Genomic DNA, 20,631 nt, shown 5'->3' on the forward strand with positions numbered 1-20,631 from the left:
AACCGGACGATGACCTGCGCCGAAGCCTGCCCCCCGGGGAGCGGGGGCGTGTCGCCGGGGGCCGCACGTGGTGAAGCCCCCGCGCGCCTAGTACCGCCCCAGCCCAAGCGCGGTGCCGTCGCCCTGGGTGCTGACCGCAGCGTGCCCGGCCGACGCGAGTCCGGCGTGCTCGTGAACGGCGGCGAGGCCGTACTCGATCGCCGTGGCGAACGCCAGCCACCCGCCCAGCACCGCCCCCAGAGCGACGAGACGCACCCGACCACTCACCCGGCGACCGTCAGCCAACGTCTTGGTCGACATCCTCATCGAACCCCTCCCGCCTGAAGTGTGAACCGTCCACACCTAGATAGGCCCGGGGGTTACACCCCAAGCCCTCGCAGGGGACCGATGCCGCCGCAGGTGCGGGTCGGGTTTCTTGTGTACCGCTCGGTATAGTACTGTCCCTTCTATATCGTTCGGTACACAACGGAGGTCTCATGCTGCTCGACGGTAGGGTCGCCCTGGTCACGGGGGGTTCGAGGGGGATCGGCGCGGCGACGGCGCGGGCGCTCGCCGAGCAAGGCGCGGACGTCGCGCTCACCTACGCCGCGTCCGCGGACCGGGCGAAGGAGGTCGTCCGCGACGTCGAGCGGGCCGGGCGCAAGGGCGCCGCCTACCGGGCCGACCAGGCGGATCCGGCGCAGATCGCCGCTATGGTCGCCGCCGTCGTGGCGGACTTCGGACGCCTGGACGTGCTGGTCAACAACGCCGGTGTGAGCAGCCGGGAGGTCCTCGGGGAGGAGGGCGGTGATCCGGAGGCGCGTGACCGGTTGTACAAGGTGAACCTGAACGGCGTGGTGGCCGCGATCCGCGCCGCCGCACCGGTGCTGGGGGAGGGCGGGCGGATCATCACCATCGGGTCCACGCTGTCGGGGCTCGCGCGGTGGCCGGGGATGGCCGACTACGCCGCGACCAAGGCCGCGATCATCGGATACAGCAAGGGTGCCGCGCGCGACCTGGGCCGGCGCGGGATCACCGTCAACGTCATCAGGTCGGGCGCGGTGGCCACCGAGATGAACCCTCCCGAGGGCGAGTTCGCCGACTCCCAGCGCGAGACCAACGCGATGGGGCGCTTCGGACGGCCTGAGGAGATCGCGGCCGGCGTGGTCTTCCTCGCCGGGCCGGGGGCCTCCTATGTCACCGGCGCCGTCCTCGACATCGACGGCGGATACCTGGCCTGAGCCCTTTCAGAGGTAGCCTTTGGCGATCGCGGTGCCCATCTTGTAGTGGGTGTGCTCCTTCGCCGTGATGTCGACATCGCTCTTGGCGAAGAGGACGACGATGTCCGAGCCGCCGAACTGGAAGTAGGCGATCTCCGCGCCCTTTTCCACCGTGTCGTTCGGAGCGACCGAGAGGTTCACCGACGAGACCTGCGCCATGCCGATCGGCAGGACCGCGACGAGCCCGATGGCCGTTTCGAGCACGACGAGACCGCGGGCCTGCGCGAACTGGTATCCCGGGCTGTCGGGGGCGTCCATGAAGTGCTCGTCGGGAGCCTCCATGACGCGGATCGCGCTGAGCCGCCTCTGCTGCCCGCCCATCTCCCGATCGAAGGACTTCTGGACGGTGACCTCAAGGTAGACGTCCCCGGGGATCACCTTCGCCTCAAGCACCTTCCCTCCGACGGGTGCGTGCAGGCGGTGGTAGTCGAGCGGGCTGAGGAACGCGTGCATGAATGTTCCGCCCATGAACCTGCTCGCGTGATCGCTGTCCGCCAGGAGTTCCTCCACCGTCCAGTGCAGGCCCTTGAGTGTGATCTTCGAATCGGCGCGGATCTCCCACTGCCCGCCGAACGTGCTGTCGGCGGGGCTGACGACCACGCTCTCGTCGGAGGGCGCGGCGATGGGCCGGGCACCCGGCTTGACGTGCCGTGCGAAGAACCTGTTGAACGTGGTCCACGCCCCGCCCGACTCGTCGTACTCGCTCAGGTTGTAGTTCGGGGAGTTCTTGAAGGACTTGAGCGTGTCCGGGGTCAGCGACTTCTCGGTGTCAAGGAATCTGCCCATTTCCTTGGCGTAGTCGACCATCCAGTCGGACAGCTTGCTCTCCGGCCTGGCGCCGTCCCTCGGCCGGATGGGGCGCTGCAACTCCCGCACCGTCGGCTGGTCGAGCAGGAAGTGGAACTTGCAGAGCCGGTTCATTACCTCGTCGCCCTGGGTGTTCTCCTGCGGAGCCCACTTGAGGAAGTCATCGATGAACGTGTAGTAGTCGTCGATGGAATCGATGTCCCAGTCTTTGATGTCGGCCGCCTTCGCCGAATCAACGGCCTGGTCGAACCTGTCTTTCCAGCCCGGTTCCGTATCGATGTAGTTCTTGAGCTTCTTGACGACGTCCGCGTAATCCAAGGCTCCCCCGAGTGGATGCGGCAGGTGATCATTCGTGATTTTGAACGTAGGTCGGCGGTCGTTCCGCTGTCAACCGGGGTACGCGGGTCGGGGTTCAGGTGTTATGCCCGAGCTTGACTCGGCCGGCGGTATTCCTTGGCCCGGTGCCGCTGTCCTGTTCCAGGGCTCGGGGCCATCGGTGCCCGCCCTGTGGGAATGGCCGCCAATTGCAGGCGGTCCCGCACGCAGATTTTCCAGGATCGGGGCATAGGTAAAATCGCCCGGCCTGCCCGTCCGCGCGTTGATCAGGCCGTGAGGACCGATCGCGCGATCGCCCGGATCTCCTCGTCGGTGAGCAGCCGCCCCAGCGCGTCGAGTTCCGCGCGGCACCGCTCCATGATGGCCGGGACCAGCGCCGGGTCCGCGTCGATGCCGAGGCGGCGCAGGGTCGCCGCGGTCGTGCGCGGGCCGCTCTGCGGCGTCAGCGGCACCCGGCGCCGGTTGCCGAACAGGGCGGGTTCGACGCAGTTGTGGAGCAGCGGATCCACCTCGCGCTCCACGGTGACCCAGTCGCCGCCGCCCCAGCAGAACGCGTCCCGGCCGGTGATCGGCTGGTTCGGCGCCGGGATGTGGCCGGTCAGCTCCGCGCCCGTCCGGGCCAGCTCGGTCAGGACGTCGAGCCGGACGCCCGTCCGCACCCCGTACAGCGCCTCGAAGGCGGCGGCGGTCGCGGCGAGGTCGGCGTTCCCCGGTCCGCCGCAGTAGCCGTTCACCGACGACTCCACCACGGTCGCACCGGCCCGCGCCGCGGCCACGGCGCACGCGACCCCGAGCCCGAAGGTGTTGTGCGGGTGGATCCCGACCTCAAGGTCCGGCGCGGCCGACTTCGTCACGTGGACGAGCCGTCCGAACGCCTCCGGGCCGACCGCGCCGGGCCCGTCGAACAGGGTGATCTCGTCGGCGCCCGCTCCGGCCAGGGCCGACACGGTCTCGGCGAGCCGCTCCTCGTTCAGGTAGGACACCATCGTGAGCGCGGCGGTGACCCGCAGCCCCCGGGCGCGCGCGTGCTTCACCACCGCGACCGCTCGCCTGACGACCTCGTCCCGGGACGCGGGAAGGAGCGGGTCGTAGATTCCGGTCGCCGGCCCGAACCCGGGCACGGGGATCTGCACGGCGTCGTATCCGACGTCCCGCGCCAGATCCACGCCGTCCAGGGTGGAAACGAACGGGCAGGACACCACGCAGCCCGGCTGCTCCTCCCTGATCACCGCCAGGTCGGCCCGGAGCGCGTCGAGGTCGCGGCCCGGCCCCGAGGTCACGATCTCCGGCACCCCCGAGCGGGCCAGCAGCCGCAGGAACGCGGTCTTCGCCTCGCGGGCGACCACCACGCCGGGCATCGACTCGATCGCGCGGACGGAGGTGTCGCGCAGCCGGACGTGTCCGGGCAGCACCCCGGTCACCGCCGTGTCGCGGTTCCCCGGGGCCACCGACCACCGGCCCGGTTCGTACGCGCCGGACGTCCTCGACGCGTCGATGTCGGCGCGGAACCGTTCGATCTGCGCCTCGGTCAGGTCGTCCATCGGCTACCGTCCTCCCCGGCCGGTGAGTTCTGCGGTCACCTCGGCGAACAGGCGGAACCACAGCGCGTCGCCCGCCGGCACGCGGATACAACTGAAACGCGGCTCCCCGAGGTCGGTCGTGAGAGCCGTCGCCGGCCAGGCGCGTCACCCGCCGTGGTGTGGACGGCGGATGGACGTACCCGAGCGGAGTGGGGGACGGCCCGGCCCACGGGCCGGGCCGCCCCCGCCGTCATGAGCGGCCCGCTCCGTCCAGCGCGGGGACCAGCTCCCCGAACGCCTCAAGCTGGGCCGGCCGGTCGTACATCGGGTAGAGGATCAGCTCGTCCACCCCGGCGTCGAACAGTTCGCCCAGCCGCTCGGCGCAGTGGTCCAGCGGGCCGAAGATGGCGACCCGCTCGGTCATGTCGGCCGCGTTGTAGACCGGGTTCCCCCCGTACGCCCGCTCGAACGACGGGATCAGGTGCCGCCGCGCGGTCTCCACGCTGTCCTCGACCGCGAGGTAGACGCTCTTGGAGACGGTGAAGGTCGCCGGGTCGCGTCCCTCGTCGGCCAGGGCCTGCTGGACGATCTTCAGCTGGTCCAGGAAGTCCTCGGTCGCGACGGGCCCGGCTCCGGTCCACCCGTCGGCGATCCGGACGGCGCGCCGCAGCGCGGGCTCGGCGCGGGCCCCGATCCAGATGGGCGGGCCGGGGCGCTGGACCGGTTCCGGCTGCGACCGGATGCCGGAGAACGAGTACAGCTCCCCGTCGTAGGCGGCCTCGGTCTGGCTCCACAGGGCCCGCATCACGTCGATCCCCTCGACCAGCCGGCGCACCGGCCGATCGGTCGGGATGCCCAGCGCGGCGAGGGTCGGCCGGTGGTAGTCGTTGCCGACGCCGAGCCCGACGGTGAGCCGGCCGCGCGAGAGCTGGTCGATGGTGGCCAGCTCGCGGGCCTGGACGGCCGGGTTCCGCCGTCCGGAGTACAGCACGCCGATGCCCAGCCGCAGCCGCTCGGTGACCGCCGCCAGGTACGACAGCACGTGCAGCCCGTCGAGCGAGAAGTTGCCGCTGTGCACCGTGTCCTGCGTCCAGATCCCGGCGAAGCCGAGACGCTCCGCGCTCTGGGCGAACGGCACCAGCAGGTCCGTCTCGGTCGGAGCCCCGACCGAGAGCCGGGATGCCGGCGGTACGACACCGTCCGCGGCGTTGTCAGGCACGGTTCCCATGTCCCACCACCCTCGCTATTCGATCTCGCTGCCGAACACGGTGACGGCCGACTCCCGGTCGGCCATCTTGCGGAAACCGGCCACGACCTCGGCCATCTCCGGCGTGGTCAGGCACTGCTCCCAGGCCTCCCACGACTCGACCTCGATGTCCTCGACGACGTCCCACGGGGACGGGCCGCCGCGCGACCCGGCGAGCTGGAGCACACGGAACCGGTGCACGCAGGGCTGCTGCCGTGTGATCGCCTGGTCGACGGTCTTGGACCACTCGACGTACTCCTCGGCCGTCACCCCGGGCTTCAGCTTGTACAAGCAGTAGACCTTCTGCACGCGCGCTCTCCATTCGCTCGGCTGCCGGATGGCCCGCGGTGGGCTCAACGGCCTTTTCGGAGCGGGTTTGAGTATGTGATCCGTGTGTTGTGATTGTCAACAGTCAGTGAGCGGGCGTCGCCGGTAGGGCGTCGCGACCGCCACGATGGTCGGCCCTCGGTCGTGTTCGTCGTGGTGGGAACGTTGATCTACTCGGCTCTGTCCGGTCTCCGGGGGATGGCGTCGGCCTTGTGGGCCCGCTCCGCGGCACGAGGGGGACAACCGGGTGCCGCGCGAAGATCGCCGCCCCTGTCCGGCTCGCCCCGCTCGCCGGTCGGGCTCGCCGGGTCGGTGCGCCGGAGGTGCGCGATGTCCCGGTATGCGTTCTGGGTGAAAACGTCGTCCAGCCTGTTGACCTGCATGTTCGGCAGGTCGTCGTGAGCTCCCTCCTGGACGCCGCCGTCCGGTCCGCCGGGCTGCCGATCGGCTCCCGATGACCTGGTGAGATCGTCGCACATCCCCGCCGCCCGCTGTGGCGGCCGACTCAACGACTGTCTCCCCGGCGAGACACTTTCGGAAATCCAGGTGTTGACGTCAACAACAGCCTGTTCGAGGTTTCCGGTGCTCGGCCGGGACCATCTTGGCCAGGGCCGGACGCCGAGGACGAGGCCGGGAGGCCGAACCGCGAAAGGGGCGGTGAACCCGCGTCCGCGAGCATAAAGTCGGGGCATGAAGGCTGCGGTGCATGCCAGGTACGGGCCGCCGGACGTGGTCCGGATCGCCGAGGTGGACGAGCCGGCGGTGGGGGACAGTGACGTCCTGGTCAGGGTGCACGCGACGACCGTCAACCGCACGGACTGCGCCTACAGGGCCGCACGGCCGATCGTCATGAGGCTCGCGAGCGGACTCCGGCGACCGCGGCGCAAGGTGCTCGGGACCGAGTTCGCGGGCGTCGTGGAGGCGGTCGGGGAGCGCGTCGAGCGGTTCGGGGTGGGGGACCGGGTCTTCGGCTACAACGAGGGGCCCTTCGGGACGCACGCCGAGTACGTGGCGGTTCCGGAGAAGAGGATGATCGCGACCGTGCCGGAGGGGCTCTCGTTCGAGGAGGTCGCCCCGGGGACGGAGGGGTCGCACTACGCGCTGGGGTTCTTACGCTCGGCCAAGGTGGCCGAGGGGCAGCACGTTCTCGTCTACGGCGCCACCGGAGGCATCGGCTCGGCGGCCGTGCAGCTGCTCAAGGCGAAGGGCATCCAGGTGACGGCGGTGTGCGGGACCGGGCACATGGAACTCGTACGGGGGCTGGGGGCGGACCGGGTCGTCGACTACATGAAGGACGACTTCACCGCCGACGGGCCGATCCACGACGCGGTGTTCGACGCGGTGGGCAGGAGCTCGTTCGGCCGCTGCAAGGGACTGCTCAAACCGGGCGGGGTCTATCTGTCGTCCGAGCCGGGACGCGGCGGCCAGAACCTGCTGCTGGCGATGTCCAGCCGACGGGTGAGGTTCCCGTTCACGGTCGAGCGCGCGGAGGCGATGCGCGAGATCCGGGAGCTGATCGCCTCCGGCGGCTTCAGACCGCTCATCGACCGGCGGTACCCCCTCGACGAGATCGTCGACGCCTACCGGTACGTCGAGACGGGCCAGAAACTCGGCAACGTGGTCATCAACGTCCGATGAGTTCCGCCGGCGGGGACGAGGCGAGCCCGACCAGCGCGGGTCCGCGGCCGCGCGACGAACCCGGGTCGCCGCGCCCGGACGCGTCCCCGACCCACGGTCCAGGGAGGCCCCGGTGACCGACCCCGGCCCGGCCGAGGAGGCAGACGGCATGACCACCGAGAAGACCGTCAAGGCCGCCGCCGAAGACCGCAGGCACGGCATGACCCTCGACGAACTCGCGGCCTTCGTCCAGGAGGCGATGCGCGAGGAGATCCCCGGCGACGCCACCGTGACGGTCATCGCGACCTGGCGCTCGACCATCAGGAAGGTCGAGGTGACCGGCAAGTAGCCGCGACCCGAGAGGCACGGGCCCCCTGTCAGAAGCGCGCTCACCGCCCAGCGGACGAGCCGTGTCCGGCGAGCGCGCCCCCGCGCGCCGCGCCACCTGGGCCACCGATCACCGCGGCGGCCGCGTCCGCGGTGGCCTCCAAGACCGGATCGCGGTCTTCCTCGTGTCCTTCTTCGGAGGGATTTCCCGGCGCCATGGGTGTCACCGAATCCGGCTAAGGCGCACTAAAGATCGGTTAATGGGACGGGCTCAGCCTTCGTCGTGCAATCAATAATGGCGTTGGCGGTGTACCGGTCGAATGTGAGGGGGGACCATGTCCTCGACCGCCAGGATCGACGGCGCCCTCAGGACGCCTGCGCTCGGCCCCGACGCCACGATGGTCTTCTCCGGCGGCTGGTTCGCGGTCTATGACTGGTCGGCCGACCGGGCCGTGGACGGCCCGCGGCGGATCCCCTACCCGGCGCCGTTCGATCGGGACCTCGCCGGCGCGGTGCCGGGGCAGGGGGACTTCACCGCCTTCCATTACGTCTTCAAGGACGGGCAGTACCTGCGGCTGCGCGCTTCCGACGGCCTGCCGGACGGGGCGCCCGCCGACACGGCCTCGAACTGGGACCTGCCGGCGGGCTGGACCTCGGTCGACGCCGTGTTCGCCGGAGGCGGCGTCAAGAGCCAGTTCGCCTATTTCTTCCGCGGCGACCAGTACAGCCGCTTCGACTGGACGACGAACGCCCGCTCGCCGGGCTATCCGAAGCCGTTCGCGCCGAACTGGCACGCGACCGGTGCGTTCACCGCCGGCATCGACGGCGAGATCCCGGGGCTGCTCTCCCTCGACACGAAGGCGTATCTTTTCCGCACCGCGGCGTCCGCGGTCGACGACGACGGGCATCCGGTCGCCGCGGGTATCGGGAAGAGCGTGTCCGCGCCTATCTACGCGCGCTACGACTACAACTCCGAACAGTTCGAGTTCACGGTGACGGACCCGTTCGAGGTGGTGACCCGGTGGCCGGGCCTCCTGCCGCTCCTGGACGCCGGGGCCGCCACCGACGTCGCCCTCGGCTGGGTCGCACGGGCATCGGCGGCGCTCAACGGGCCGGTGACCCCTGCCATCACGACCGCTTTCGGGAACCACTTCGCGATGACGGGGACGATCGACACCACCGTGGTCAGGGCCCGGCTGGGGGAGATCCAGACGAGGCTGGCCGCCATTCCCACCGCGTTCCGGTGGACGCCGGGCCTGGGGTTCGCGGCGCAGACGAGCCAGGGACTCCTCACCGAGGTCGGCGACCGGTTCTCGACGTCACACGGCCCCAATGGCAGGGCCGCCGTGCTGATTCACGAGGCCGTCCACTTCACGTTCGGATCCGGACCCGACGTCCCCGAATGGTCCGGCGCCACGATCGCGGGCCGCACTTTCGGAATCGCGACCGATCCGGCAACCGGCGCGTCGCTGGGTGCCTACTCGGCGCTGACCACCGCCGCCGCGCTGACCAATCCGAGTTCGTATGCGGCGTTCGCGCAGGAGGTCGCGCTCGGCTCCGACACGCGGTTCGGCGACGCACGCCGGCAGGAGTGACCCGAGGGGGCACCGTCATGAATCCCAGGGAACTGCTGGACGCGGTGGCGGCGCTGCTGTGGCCGCTGGCGGAGCGCGCGGTCACCGACGCGGCCGACCCGCTGGGGCTGTCGGGGCTGGGCGAGGATCCCACCGCGCCGTCCGAGCTGCGAGGGCGCCTGCTGGAACCGGTCGGGGCCGTCCCCGGCGAACGCGGCGGGCTCATGGCGCTGCTGCGGTCGGTGGTCGGCGACCTTGGGACCGGTTCGGCGTTGCGGCTGCACGGGTGGCGGCGGGCGGACGGTCGGCGCGGTCTCGCGCTGGTCGCCAGGGACGGGGACGCCTGCGCCGCCGTCGCGGTCGTCCCGGGCGGCCCGCAACTGGACGTCGTGGTCTCGGGGCGGCCCCACCTGACGCACGAGAGCGGCCCGTGGCGCCTGGAGGTGCTCGGGGACTCCGGCGCCTGGGACCTCACCGTCGTGCCGGGCGCCCCTCCGACCGTGCGGACCCCCGAGGCGTCCGGTTCGCTGACCGTCCGCCTGACCCGTGCCGATCCCGTCCGCCTGGGGCCTCCCGGTGTGGCCGTGGACGAGATCGGCGCGGAGCTGGCCGTCGACGTCGCCACCGCGACGCCCCTGCTGAGGGTCGGGTTGCGCGGGTTCAGCGTGACGGTCGTCCCGGACGAGCTGTTCGGCCTGCTCGGTCCGCTGGTGTCCGCTCCGTCCGGGATGGAGATCCTCGCCGACCGCGCCGGCGGCCTGCGCTTCGCCGCCACCGGGACGACCGGTCTCCAACTCAGGCGCGCCGCCGGCGGCGCGCACGCTCGCGGCGGTGGCGGGGAGGCCGCCCGGGCGGCGCCGGGGGTGTCCGTCCTCCAGCAGGGGGTCGAGCTCCGGCTCGCGGGGCAGGATCTGGTCCTCGGCGTGCGCGTCTCCGTCGAGGTCCGGCCGCCGGGGCTGCCGCTGCGGGCGGGCGTGGCGCGGATCGGGCTCGATCTGCCGATCGCGCTGGCCGGGGACCGGGTCGGCCCGCTTCCGGACCGCGGCGCGCTCGCCGGTCCGGACGGCGTGGACGTCGACCTGGACGTGGGGCCGGTCAGCGGCGGCGGTTCCCTGCGGCGGATCGAGCCGGGGGTGTACGGCGGCGTCCTCGACCTGGACCTCGCGGCCCTGTCGGTCAAGGCGATCGGGCGGCTCCGCCCGCCGTCCGGGAACGCCCCCCTGTCGTTCCTGCTCCTGCTGAGCGCGTCGTTCCCCGCACCGGGAGTCCAGGTCGGCCTCGGCTTCGCCGTGGACGCGGTCGGCGGCATCGTCGGGATCGGACATCGCGCGGACGCCGACACGCTGCGCCGCATGGTCGCCGACGGCCACGCGGACCGGGTTCTGTTCCCCGACGACCCCGCCCGGCGGGCGGCGGAGATCCTCGACGCGCTGGGGGCCGCGTTCCCGGAGGCGCGCGGCCGTTTCGTGGTCGGCCCGATGCTGCGGATCACCTGGAGCGGCGGGATCGTGTCGCTCGCCGCCGCGGTGGTCCTCGATCTGCCGTCCCCGCCGCAGTTCCTGCTGCTGGGCCGGATGCTCGCCGCGCTGCCGCACGCGGAGGCGCCGATCGTCCACTTGCAGGCGGAACTCTACGGGCGGGTCGATCCGGGGGCGCCGTCGGTGGAGCTGCTGGTGTCGCTGACCGGTTCGTGGATCGCCGGCGTGCCGGTCTCCGGCGAGATCTACCTGCTGTTCCGGGGCGCGGGCGGGAGCGGCGGGGGCGACTTCGTGCTGTCGGCGGGCGGGTTCCATCCCCGCTACGTCCGGCCGCCGGGGGTACCGGAGTTGCGCCGGCTGAGGCTGGCGCTCGGCAGCGGGCTCGGGCTGCGTGCCGAGGCGTACCTCGCCGTCACCTCCAACGCGGTGATGTTCGGCGGGCAGGTGCGCCTGGAGGCCACGATCGCCGGCTGCGGGGTCGAGGGCTGGCTGGGGCTCGACGCGCTGTTCGTCTGGGACCCGGTGTTCTCGTTCTCCGTCCGCGTCGTCGCCGGGGTCGCGGTGAAGGCGTTCGGCCGGCGGCTGGCCGGGGTCGCCCTCGACTTCACACTTGAGGGTCCCGCTCCGTGGCACGCGTTCGGCACCGGCAGTGTCTCGGTGCTGTTCGACGACGTCTCGCTCGACTTCGACGTGTCCTGGGGCGCGGCGCCCGCGGTGACGCCGGCGGTCGATCCCGAACTGCCCGCGATCAGGCTCGGCGAGGCGTTCGCCAGGCGCGAGGCGTGGTCGGCGCGCCCGCCCGCCCGCGACCGCACGGGCCTGTGGCTCGCCGCCGACGCGGAGGCCCAGGTGGCGGACGGCGCGCTCATCCACCCGGACTCGGTGCTGTGCGCCCGGCAGTCGGTGCTGCCGATGGACATCACCTTCGACCGGTTCCAGCGCATGCCGGTCGCGCCGCAGCGGTGGCGGCCCACCTCCGCCACCCTGGGCCGGACGCCCGACGAGAACCTGGATCCCGTGAGGGACCGCTTTGTCCAGGCGGAGTTCTTCACCATGACCGAGGACGAGCGGCTCGGCGGCGAGGCGTTCCGGGAGTTCGTCAGCGGCCTGGAGGTCGCCGCCGACACGTCCGGGTCGGCGCTGGCCGAGCCGCGGCGGGCGGCCGACGGGTACGAGACCGGCTACCGGCCGGAACGCCCGGTGCACCTGAGCGAGAACCAGGCGTCGCTGCTGGCCGAGGCGTTCGCGCGCCGGTGGGACGCCGCCGAGCGGGTCGAGCGCTGGCGGCGCGCCGAGACCCTGGTGAGGTTCGCGTGACCGGCCGCTGGTTCGCCTCGTCGGTCCGGGTCGGCGCCATCGCGTCCGCCGCGCGGGGGCAGGACGGACGGGCGGAGGTGCGTCCCTCCATCACGCTGACCCGCACCCGGGAGGAGGCCGGTGACGACGACGTCGTCCTCCCACCGGCCGGAACCGACCTCAGGCTGCCGATGGTCGGCCCCGGCGACGTGGTCGGGTTCGACCGGAACCTCGTGGCGCGGCGGGAACCGCCGGACGGCTGCCTGAACGCCGACCCCGGCGAGCTCGCGTGCGTGGAGTTCGCGCACGCCGACCTGCCGTGGCAGCTCTCTCCGCCGGACGCGCCGCCCTGGCTGGCGCTCGTGGTGCTGCGCGAGGACGAGGGCGTCCCCGCCGAGCGCCGCCCGCTGCCGGTGGTGACGATCCCGCCCCAGGCGCAGTTCGACCTGGTGGACGCGGCGATGTGGGCGCATGTGGAGGCGCGCCTGACCGACGAGGACGACCCGCGCGGGCAGATCATGTCGGGCGTGCGGCGCAGGTCCGGCGCCGTCGTCGCCCGGCTGGTCTGCCCTCGGCGGCTCCACGGGGGCACCGCGTACGTCGCGTGCGTGGTGCCCGCGACGGCGGCGGGCCGCGAGGCCGGAGTACGGGGAAGGCCGGCCGATCCCCGGCTGGCCGCGCAGCCGGCGTGGACGGCGGGCGCCGTCCCGGTCGAGGTGCCGGTGTACCACTGGTGGCGGTTCCGCACCGGCCCGGACGGCTCGTTCGAGGCGCTCGCGCGACGGTTGAACGGGGTGGATCCGTCGATGATCGCCGGGTTCGGGGTCCGCTCGGTCGGTGTCCGGAACCCGTGGCCGCAGCGCGAGCCGCCGGAGGGGACCCCGGCGACCGTCACCGCGCAGATCCAGGGAGCGCTGCGGATTCCGGGATCCGAGGTGCCCGACGAGGTGTGGACGCCCGCGTCGCCCGCCCAGGAGGCGTTCGTGGACGAGCTGCTGGGCGAGCTGAACGCCCCCGGACGCCGGTTCGATCCCACCCGGCCGCCCCCGGAGGAGGCCGGGGCGGTGACGCCGCCGCTGTACGGCGGCCAGTTCACCGGGCTGCGGCGCGCGGACGCGGCCGGCTGGCAGACGACGCTGAACCTCCAGGTCAGACACCGGGTCGTGGCCTCGCTCGGGGCCCGCTACGTCCAGTTGGAGCAGGAGTTCCTGATGGCGCGGGCCTGGGAGCAGGCCGGGCCGATCCGCGAGGCCGCGCGGCTGGTCGCGGCGGCGGAGCTCGCGGCCGAGTGCGGGCGGCGCGCCCAGGACAAGCATCTGGCGACGATGGACCAGGTCGCCCTCGCCGCGCTGTCCGCGCCGCTCGGCTCGACCCTGTCGATCGCCCTCGGCCTTGAGGACACGCGCGAGCCGCGGCCCCTCGGCGACGTGGTGGGCGAGACCGCCGTTCCCGGCGGCGCCTTCACGACGGCGTTCGCCCGGCTGACCCGTCCCGGCGGCGGGCTGGCCCGGCGCGGCGTCAGGGCCGCCGAGCGGCCCCCGCGGGAGGACGCGGCGCTGGCCGCGGGCTTGAACGGGGACAGGCTGCTGGGACCGCCCGCCTCCAGCACCGAGGCCACCGGCGACACGAGCACGCTGGGCACCCGGCAGACCGACCCGGCGGGCGCGGCCGCCGCCGGGACGCTGGCCGTGCTCATGGACGGCGAGCTGTCCCAGTGCGACGTCCGCGGGGACTACGCCGCGCACGCGCAGTTCGCGGGGTTCGCCGTCGGCGCCCCGGACACCTCGGCACTCGGGGACCTCACCCGGACGCTGGCCGCCGAGACCGGCACCTCCGAACGGACGGTCGTCTCCGGCGGCTGGCTGCGCGGGCTGCGCCGGACGGCCGACTTCGTGCCCACGGACACGCCGCAGGACATGGGCGGCGCCCTCGGCATGGGCGCCGCGACGCTCACCGCCGCCATCCGCGTGGGCATCGAGCCGGTGCCGTTGCAGTTGGCGCGCGTCCAGGACACCCTCTCGGCGCCGGGGCTCCAGGACGCCGCCGCCCCTGACCCCCGCCCGCTGCGGCCGATCATGACGCATCCCTCGTTCGACGTCCCGATGGCGGCGGAACTGTTCCACCGCTGGCCGGAGTGGGGGCTGCCCGGACTCGGCGGCCTGCCCGAGGACTCGGTCGTCCTCCTGGAGACCAACCCCGCCTTCGCGGAGGCGTTCCTGGTCGGGCTCAACGGCGAGTTCAACCGGGAGCTGCGCTGGCGGGAGTTCCCGACCGACGAGCGCGGGACGGCGTTCGCCCGCTTCTGGTCGTCGGCGGGCCCCTCCCGGGACCGGAGCGCGCCGCCCGACATCGACGAGATCGCGCGCTGGCCGCTCGGCACCGCCCTCGGCGGGCATGACCGGATGGGCGGCAGGTCGCTGCTGACCCTGCTCGTGCGGGGCGAGGTGCTGCGCCGCTTCCCGGGGACGGTCGTCCACGCCGTGCAGGCCGCCGAGGACGGGAGCGTCCCACCGGACGGCGCGGGCACCTGGTTCCCGCCCACGTTCACCGTCCCGGCGGACGAATCGACGAGCCTCTACGCGTTCGAGACGCCGACGCGCGAGCAGGCGGCCGCCGGCGGCTGGCTGTTCGTGATCCGCGAGCCCATGCACGGCACCCGGTTCGGGTTCGACGACGAGGCGTCCGGCCCCCGCCCGCCGCTCGCCCTCTGGTCCGACCTGACATGGGCGGACGTCCCCGTCGACGGGCGCGGCTTCCTCGTGCCCCGGTCCGTGGGAGGCAGGCCGCCCACGCCCGAACGGGAGAACGGGACCGATCCGGCCTGGGGCCGGGACGCGGCCGACATCGCGCGGATCGCGTTCCAGCGGCCGTTCCAGCTCGCCTACCGTGCCGAGGAGATGCTTCCCGGTGGCTGACGTCTTCGCGCTCCGGCGCGACGCCGACGACCTGCGCCTGCGCCGCGACACCGCGGTCGCCGCCGCCGACGACCACGAGCTGTGGGTGCGGCGGCTGGAGGAACGCCTGGTGGCGGGCATGGACATGTACTCCCATCAGCTGCCGACGCGGGTGAAGCTCGACGCCGAGCGCGAGGTGCAGGCCCAGCGCCGGGCGGAGGCCGCCGACCTGGGGAGCCGGTTGGACCTCGTGCGCGTGGAACTCGCGGCCGAACTCGGCTCGGGCGACCCGCTGTTCGGCTCCGGCGACGGCGGACCGGTCGCTGGTGGGGGGACGACCCCGCACACCCCCCGGAACGGACCCGTGGCGCTGCTTCCGGTCCGGCTGGAGACCCGGTTCACCTCCGGCGGTCGGCAGATCATGGTGCGGGTCTATCCCGACGACCTTCATGTCGAGGCGCACGACCCCCGGCTGACCGCGGCGGAGGCGGAGGCGGGCCGCGCGTACTGGGCGGACCCCGGAGACGGCGCCTGGCAGCGCCTGCTGACCACGCTGAGCCCCGCCCGCGCCGCCTGGACGGTGCGGGCGACCCGGCCGGGCGCCGCGGCACCGGAGATCCGTCCCGACGGGGATCGGCGTCCGCCCCGCGTCACGACCCTGCCCGACCGGTGGCGGTTCATCGGCCTGACCGGCGGGGCCAGGGTCGTCGACCGGACGGCGGACGAACCCGTGCCCGCCGTGCTCCCGCTCGGTCTGCTCGCCTCGGACGCCGAGCCCGCCGACTGGGCCGTGGACTTCGAGGCCGCCGTCCGGGCCGGGATGGCCGCGACGCTGACCCTGCCCGAGGGTGTCGAGCACCTCGACGAGCTCATCGCCGTGGGCGTCCGGCAGGAGGAGCCCGGCCCGGCCGCGGCCCGGCTGGCGGACCTGCTGCTCGGCCACGCCTACACCGGCGGGCTCGCCTTCCTCCCCGCGGGCACGCCCACCAACAACACTCCGGAGACGCGATCGGCGTGGACGTCGCGGCCGCGCGTCCCGCCGCCGGTCGCCGAAGACCCGGAGCCGGAGCCGGGTACGGCGGCCGCGTCGCTGGCCGCCGCGCTCGGCCTGCCCGACGCGCGCTTCCTCGGCCTGTGCGACGGCGCGGACGACGCGACCGACCGCGCCATCGCCGGAATGTGCACGCTCGGATGGGGCGCGCTGGCCCAGGGGTTCGTCCAGGCGGCGACGGAACGGTACGACCTGGCCACCCTGGAACCGCACATGCCGGACACCGAGCCGAGCCCCGAACCGGACGCCGAGCCGGACGGCGGCGGCGAGGTCCCCGGCGGCGGGCCCTGGCCCGGGATCCGGGACCATCTGGCGGAGTTCGTCCGAAGCCGCGGGCCGCTTCCCACCATCCGCGTCGGACGCCAGCCCTACGGCGTCCTGCCGGTGGCCGGGCTGGACGAGTGGCGCCCGGCCGCCGGGACCGGGGACGCCGCTGTGGAGGAGCCGATCGTCGAGTGGGCGCTGCGGCTGCGGCACCATTGGCGGGCCGCGCTCGCCCCCGGCTGGATCCCCAGGGTCGGCGACGGGCGCCCCGCCGACCGGGCGGCCGTGGACGTCCTCTCCCGGCTTCCCGTCGCGACCGACCTGGTGATCCGGCGTGTCCACACCGCCCGGACGACGCTGGAGGCGGCCGACCGCATGGCGCCGGGGCCGGTGCTGTCGGTCGGCGGCGTCCCGCCCGAGTCCGGTCTCCGCTGGTGGGTGCCGAGCGAGGTGACCAGCGACCTGGCCCGCGACCCCGAGTCGGAGACGACCCGGCTCGACTTCGGCCGGTTCCAGCAGCAGATCGCCCCCAGCCCGGACACCTACCGGGAGCTCTTCGAGACCAGCCGGCAACGCGTCGCCGACGGCCTCGCCCTCTTCCACGAGGAGTTGTCGCTCGACGACTATCTGGACCGGTGGCCCATGCTGCCGGGCGGCGACGTCTCCGAAGACCGTCCGGTCACCATCTTCGACATCCCCGAGTCGCCGGAGCTCATCCCCGCCCTGCTGGCCACCGCCAACTGGGACTTCCTCCCCGGCGGCTCCGGGGACGACCCCGTCCGGTTGGCGCTGTCCTTCCCCTTGTCCGTGGACTCGTGGGTGCAACTCCGGCTGCCGGACGCGCCCGGCACCCCCGACCTCGTCGAAGGGGCCCGCGAGACGGTCCGCGACACCGCCCGGGGCGCGCCGCGGATCATCGAGGGCCTGGACGCGCTCGCGCGGGCGCGGGCGGAGGATCTCGGCCCGCTCCTGTTGGAGGTGTTCGACGTCCTCTCCCACCGCCTGGACGCGTGGATCACCTCGCTCGCCGCCAGGCGGCTGGCCGCGTCGCCGCCCGGCGCGGGCGTCCGGATCGGCGGGTACGGCTGGGTCGAGGACCTGCGGCCGGGGGAGGAGCAGACCGTCACGGACGTGCCCGGCGTCGGGGAGGTGTCCGTCTCGCCCGCCGACGGCTACATCCACGCGCCGTCCCTGCACCACGCCGCCACCGCCGCCGTGCTGCGCTCCGGCTTCCTCGCCCACGAGGGCGACCGGACGCTGGCGGTCGACCTCACGTCCCGGAGGGCGCGGACGGCGCGGTGGCTCGTCCGCGGCGTCCGCAACGGCCAGAACCTCGGTACGCTCCTCGGCTACCGGTTCGAGCGCGCCCTGCACGACGCCGGCCTCGACGCGCTGGTCCCGGTGTTCCGCCGCGGGTTCCCCGCGCCCGCCGTGCCCGAGCCGCCGCCCCTGGACGACAGCCCGTCCGACCTGTGGGCCAACAGCCACGAGGCCATCGCCGACCGCAACGTCGTGGACGGGCTGGCGCTGGCGCGGGCGGCGGCGTCGGGGGAGGTGGGCGACCAGGGCGAGGCCGCACCGCACCTGGCCGACCTGGTCGACGCGCTCGACGCCGTCGGCGACGCCCTCCTCGCCGAGGGCGTCCACCACCTGATCGGCGGCAACGCCCTGCGCGCCGGAATGGCGGCCGACACCCTCGGCCGGGGCCAGGACGTCCCGGACCGGTTCGAGGTGCTGACCACCCCGCACCGCGGCAGGGCCGTCACCCAGCGGCTCGCCCTGGCGCTGCCGGACGCCCCCGCGCCGGCTCCGGGCTGGCCCGCCGATGCTCTCACGGCCCTGGAGCCCCGGCTCGACGCCTGGGTGTCCGGACTCCTCGGACCCGCGTCCGAGCTGCGGCTCTCCGGAACGGTGACGGCGACCGGGGAGGAGTTCACGCAGACCGCCGACCGGCTCGGCATGGGCGCGCTGGCGCTGGTCCTGGACGCCTCCAGCGGTGACCGGCCCCGGCTGACCCGGAAGGGGACGAGGCGCCTGCACGGTGAGGGCTGGGACGGGCTGCGGGAGCTGGCGGTGCGACTGCGCACCCTGCTGGCCTCCGCGCAGCCGCTGGTGCCCGCGCACCTGCTGCCGCCGGACGCCGCCCCCGTCCCGGTCGACCTCGCCGAGACGCGCGCCCGCGCCACCGCGTACAAGGACGCGGTCACCGCCGCGGGCACCGACCCCGACCGGCTCGCCGCGCTCGGGGTCACCGCCGCCGACCCGGCGGCCGCCGCCGCCCGGCTCGGCGCCGCGCTCGGCGGGACGCCCGGTGAGGACTGGCTCCGCCAGGTCACCGAGGCGCTCTCCGCCCTGCTCGGCGCGCGGCTCCCGCTGGCCCCGCGGCTGACCGGGGCGGCCCTCGGGCCCCGTCCGGCGGGGGCGACCGGCTCGGCCGTCGGGGCGTGGCTCCGCCGGTACGCGGCGGTCCGGCCCGCGGCGCGCGCCTGGTACGAGGCCCTGCTCCTCACCGGCGGCACGGGGGACCAGGTCGCGGCGCAGGAGCCGATGCGCACGCTCGCCGACCCGTGGATCGGCGGCACCTTCGACCCGGACGACCGTCCGCCGGCGCGATGGCATCTCGTCTGCCACCTGCCCCGGCCGATCGGCGCCGGCGAGCCGCTCGCGGGGATCGTCCTGGACGAGTGGACCGAGGCGCTGCCGGGGGCGGACGGCGCGGTCGCGGGCGAGGGGGAGGGCGAGGGGGAGGGCGAGGGGGAGGGCGAGGGGGAGGGCCCGCACGAGCTGACCGGGCTGGCGTTCCATTACGACCGCCCGGACGCCAAGGCACCGCAGGCCGTGCTCATCGCCGTCCCGCCCGACCCGGAACGCGGCTGGACGCCCGACGTCCTGGCCCTGGCCGTGCACGACACCCTGGAACTGGCCAAGCTCCGCGCCGTCGACCTGGGCGACCTGCCGCTGCTGGACAACCTGCTGCCCGGTGTCACGACGGTCCGGACCAGCACGGTCAGCGGGGTCCTGGCGACCTTCGAGGAGAACGCCGGCGTCCGGATCCTCGACCCGCTCACCGGAGAGCCGCGTTTCCCCCTGGACGACATGTACCGGCTGGAGCCGCTGCACCGCAGCACCGAGGTCGCGTCCGGCCTGGCGGCGCGGATCCACGACCCGGCCTGGATGCTGACGCGGCAGTGGCAGTTCGGGGAGTTCGCCGGGCAGGACGCCGGGTCGCCGATCGACGTCGAACTGATCGGCGAGAGCCGGCCCATCACGGCCTGGCGGCCGCCGGACGGGCCGTGGACGCCCTACGATCCGCGGCTCGGGCCGCTCGAACCGCGGGTGGAGTCCGAACCGCCGGTCGTCGACGACAGGGCGCGGGCCGAGGGCGGCGCCCAGTTCGTCGCGATGCTCGCGGAGTCCGGCCTGTCGGAGGCGCTGCCGGGCCTGCTGGCGGAGTTCGGGCTGCGCCCCGGGCCCGGCGGCCTGGTCGGGCTCCTCGACGGCCGCGTCCCGGACGCCGCCGCCCTCGCCGCCGCGATCGACGCAGGACGGCTGGCCGGCGACGGGCTCGCCGACGTCGCGCGCCGCTGGCGGGACTGGTGGGCCGAGGCCGTGCCCCGGCCCACCCCCGACACCTTCGACGGCCACCGGTTCGAGCACCGGTTGGCGCTCGCCGCGGGCGGCACGGTGCTGACCGCCGAGGAGTACCTCGGCGACGGCCTCGACTGGTACAGCCTGGACGCCGACCCGGATCTGCCCGGCCCGGCCGCCGACGGGTCCGGTCCACCGCGACCGCTGCACGCCAGGGCGTTCCCCTCGCCCGTCCGGTACGGCGGCATTCCCGCCGACCGGTTCTGGGAGGCGGAGGACGCCGCCGTCGACCTCGGCTCGGTCGAGGTCGACGCCCTGGACACCGGACGGCTGCTGCTGCTCGGGTTCGCCACGACCTACGGCAACGACTGGTTCACCCTGCCCGTCGAGGTGCCCGCGGGCTCCCTCACCACGCTGACGTCCCTACTGGTCACCGACACCTTCGGGCGGCGGCACCTGATCGGGCGCGCGGGGCGGGACGACCCGTCCTGGAACATGTTCACCCTGCACGGCGCCCCGGACGGCCTGCTCATGATGCCCGCCGCCGCCGACATGCCGGGACCGCCGCTGGAGACCGTCTCCCTCACCCGGGACGAGCTGGCCAACCTCGGCTGGGCGATCGAGCACACCGTCACCGACGGCCGCGGCGAGCTCCTGGACCGCCGCGCGGCATGGACCGCCCCGACGACGCCCGTGCCCGAGGGCCCGTCCTACGCCGTGCAGACCATCGTGCCCGACTACTGGCTGCCGCTCGTCCCGGAGGCCGCCGGCGTCGGCGCGATCCGCTTCCGGCTCGTCGGGCTGACGCAGCCCGGCATCGCCTCGGGTCCGCGCGGCCGGCTGCTGACCGAGGGGACCTGGCTGCACGAGGAGGAGGTCCCCCGGGAAGGGTGCCGGGTCACCAGGCGCCCGGTGCTCTCCCGCTGGACGGACGGCTCCTGGCACGCGTGGATCCGCCGCGAGAAGACGACCGGCACGGGCGAGGGGTCCAGCGGCCTCGCCTTCGACGTCGTCCGCCCGTCGGAGTCCTGGCCGCTCTAGCGGGCG

At 74.0% G+C, this 20,631-nt stretch carries 12 protein-coding genes; 7 read left to right on the plus strand and 5 right to left on the minus strand.

Features of this window, described 5'->3' with window-relative positions:
* Positions 1-87 precede the first annotated feature (87 nt).
* Complete coding sequence (locus KLI87_RS35940) at positions 88-255, minus strand: hypothetical protein (protein WP_156217991.1); 168 nt, start codon at positions 253-255, stop codon at positions 88-90.
* A gap of 221 nt (positions 256-476) precedes the next feature.
* Here KLI87_RS35940 and KLI87_RS35945 point away from each other — a divergent pair, with 221 nt between their 5' ends.
* On the plus strand, positions 477-1,220 hold the full coding sequence (locus KLI87_RS35945; protein ID WP_214620600.1) for an SDR family NAD(P)-dependent oxidoreductase: 744 nt from the start codon (positions 477-479) through the stop codon (positions 1,218-1,220).
* 6 nt (positions 1,221-1,226) lie between these two features.
* Here the strand turns inward: KLI87_RS35945 and KLI87_RS35950 are convergent, their stop codons facing one another.
* The 4 genes from KLI87_RS35950 to KLI87_RS35965 form a co-directional block, all read right to left on the minus strand.
* Entirely contained in the window at positions 1,227-2,384 is a 1,158-nt protein-coding gene (locus KLI87_RS35950; RefSeq protein ID WP_214620601.1) for a phosphatidylserine decarboxylase, read from the minus strand.
* A 284-nt stretch (positions 2,385-2,668) separates the two neighbouring features.
* On the minus strand, positions 2,669-3,943 hold the full coding sequence (locus KLI87_RS35955) for a hypothetical protein (protein WP_214620602.1): 1,275 nt from the start codon (positions 3,941-3,943) through the stop codon (positions 2,669-2,671).
* A gap of 229 nt (positions 3,944-4,172) precedes the next feature.
* Complete coding sequence (locus KLI87_RS35960; protein ID WP_214620603.1) at positions 4,173-5,150, minus strand: LLM class flavin-dependent oxidoreductase; 978 nt, start codon at positions 5,148-5,150, stop codon at positions 4,173-4,175.
* Between the two features lie 15 nt (positions 5,151-5,165).
* Positions 5,166-5,477, minus strand: coding sequence for a hypothetical protein (locus KLI87_RS35965; protein WP_173390832.1), 312 nt, complete (start codon positions 5,475-5,477; stop codon positions 5,166-5,168).
* A gap of 708 nt (positions 5,478-6,185) precedes the next feature.
* On the opposite strand from KLI87_RS35965, the gene KLI87_RS35970 reads away from it, so the two are divergent.
* The 6 genes from KLI87_RS35970 to KLI87_RS35995 all read left to right on the plus strand — a co-directional run bounded on the left by KLI87_RS35970 (position 6,186) and on the right by KLI87_RS35995 (position 20,625).
* Complete coding sequence (locus tag KLI87_RS35970; RefSeq protein ID WP_214620604.1) at positions 6,186-7,133, plus strand: NAD(P)-dependent alcohol dehydrogenase; 948 nt, start codon at positions 6,186-6,188, stop codon at positions 7,131-7,133.
* Between the two features lie 112 nt (positions 7,134-7,245).
* Entirely contained in the window at positions 7,246-7,461 is a 216-nt protein-coding gene (locus KLI87_RS35975; protein WP_214620605.1) for a hypothetical protein, read from the plus strand.
* A 313-nt stretch (positions 7,462-7,774) separates the two neighbouring features.
* Entirely contained in the window at positions 7,775-9,034 is a 1,260-nt protein-coding gene (locus KLI87_RS35980; RefSeq protein WP_214620606.1) for a hemopexin repeat-containing protein, read from the plus strand.
* A gap of 17 nt (positions 9,035-9,051) precedes the next feature.
* Positions 9,052-11,808 carry a DUF6603 domain-containing protein gene (locus KLI87_RS35985; protein WP_214620607.1) on the plus strand — a complete coding sequence of 919 codons (2,757 nt, stop codon included), beginning with the start codon at positions 9,052-9,054 and terminating at the stop codon, positions 11,806-11,808.
* A complete protein-coding gene (locus KLI87_RS35990) occupies positions 11,805-14,702 on the plus strand; it encodes a hypothetical protein (protein WP_214620608.1) in 2,898 nt (965 codons plus the stop codon). Before KLI87_RS35985 ends, KLI87_RS35990 begins: the two co-directional genes overlap by 4 nt.
* Positions 14,695-20,625 carry a hypothetical protein gene (locus KLI87_RS35995; RefSeq protein WP_214620609.1) on the plus strand — a complete coding sequence of 1,977 codons (5,931 nt, stop codon included), beginning with the start codon at positions 14,695-14,697 and terminating at the stop codon, positions 20,623-20,625. Before KLI87_RS35990 ends, KLI87_RS35995 begins: the two co-directional genes overlap by 8 nt.
* The last annotated feature ends 6 nt before the right edge of the window (positions 20,626-20,631 follow it).

This window comes from Actinomadura sp. NEAU-AAG7 (assembly GCF_018603865.1).
In the GTDB taxonomy this organism is placed as follows: domain Bacteria; phylum Actinomycetota; class Actinomycetes; order Streptosporangiales; family Streptosporangiaceae; genus Spirillospora; species Spirillospora litoris.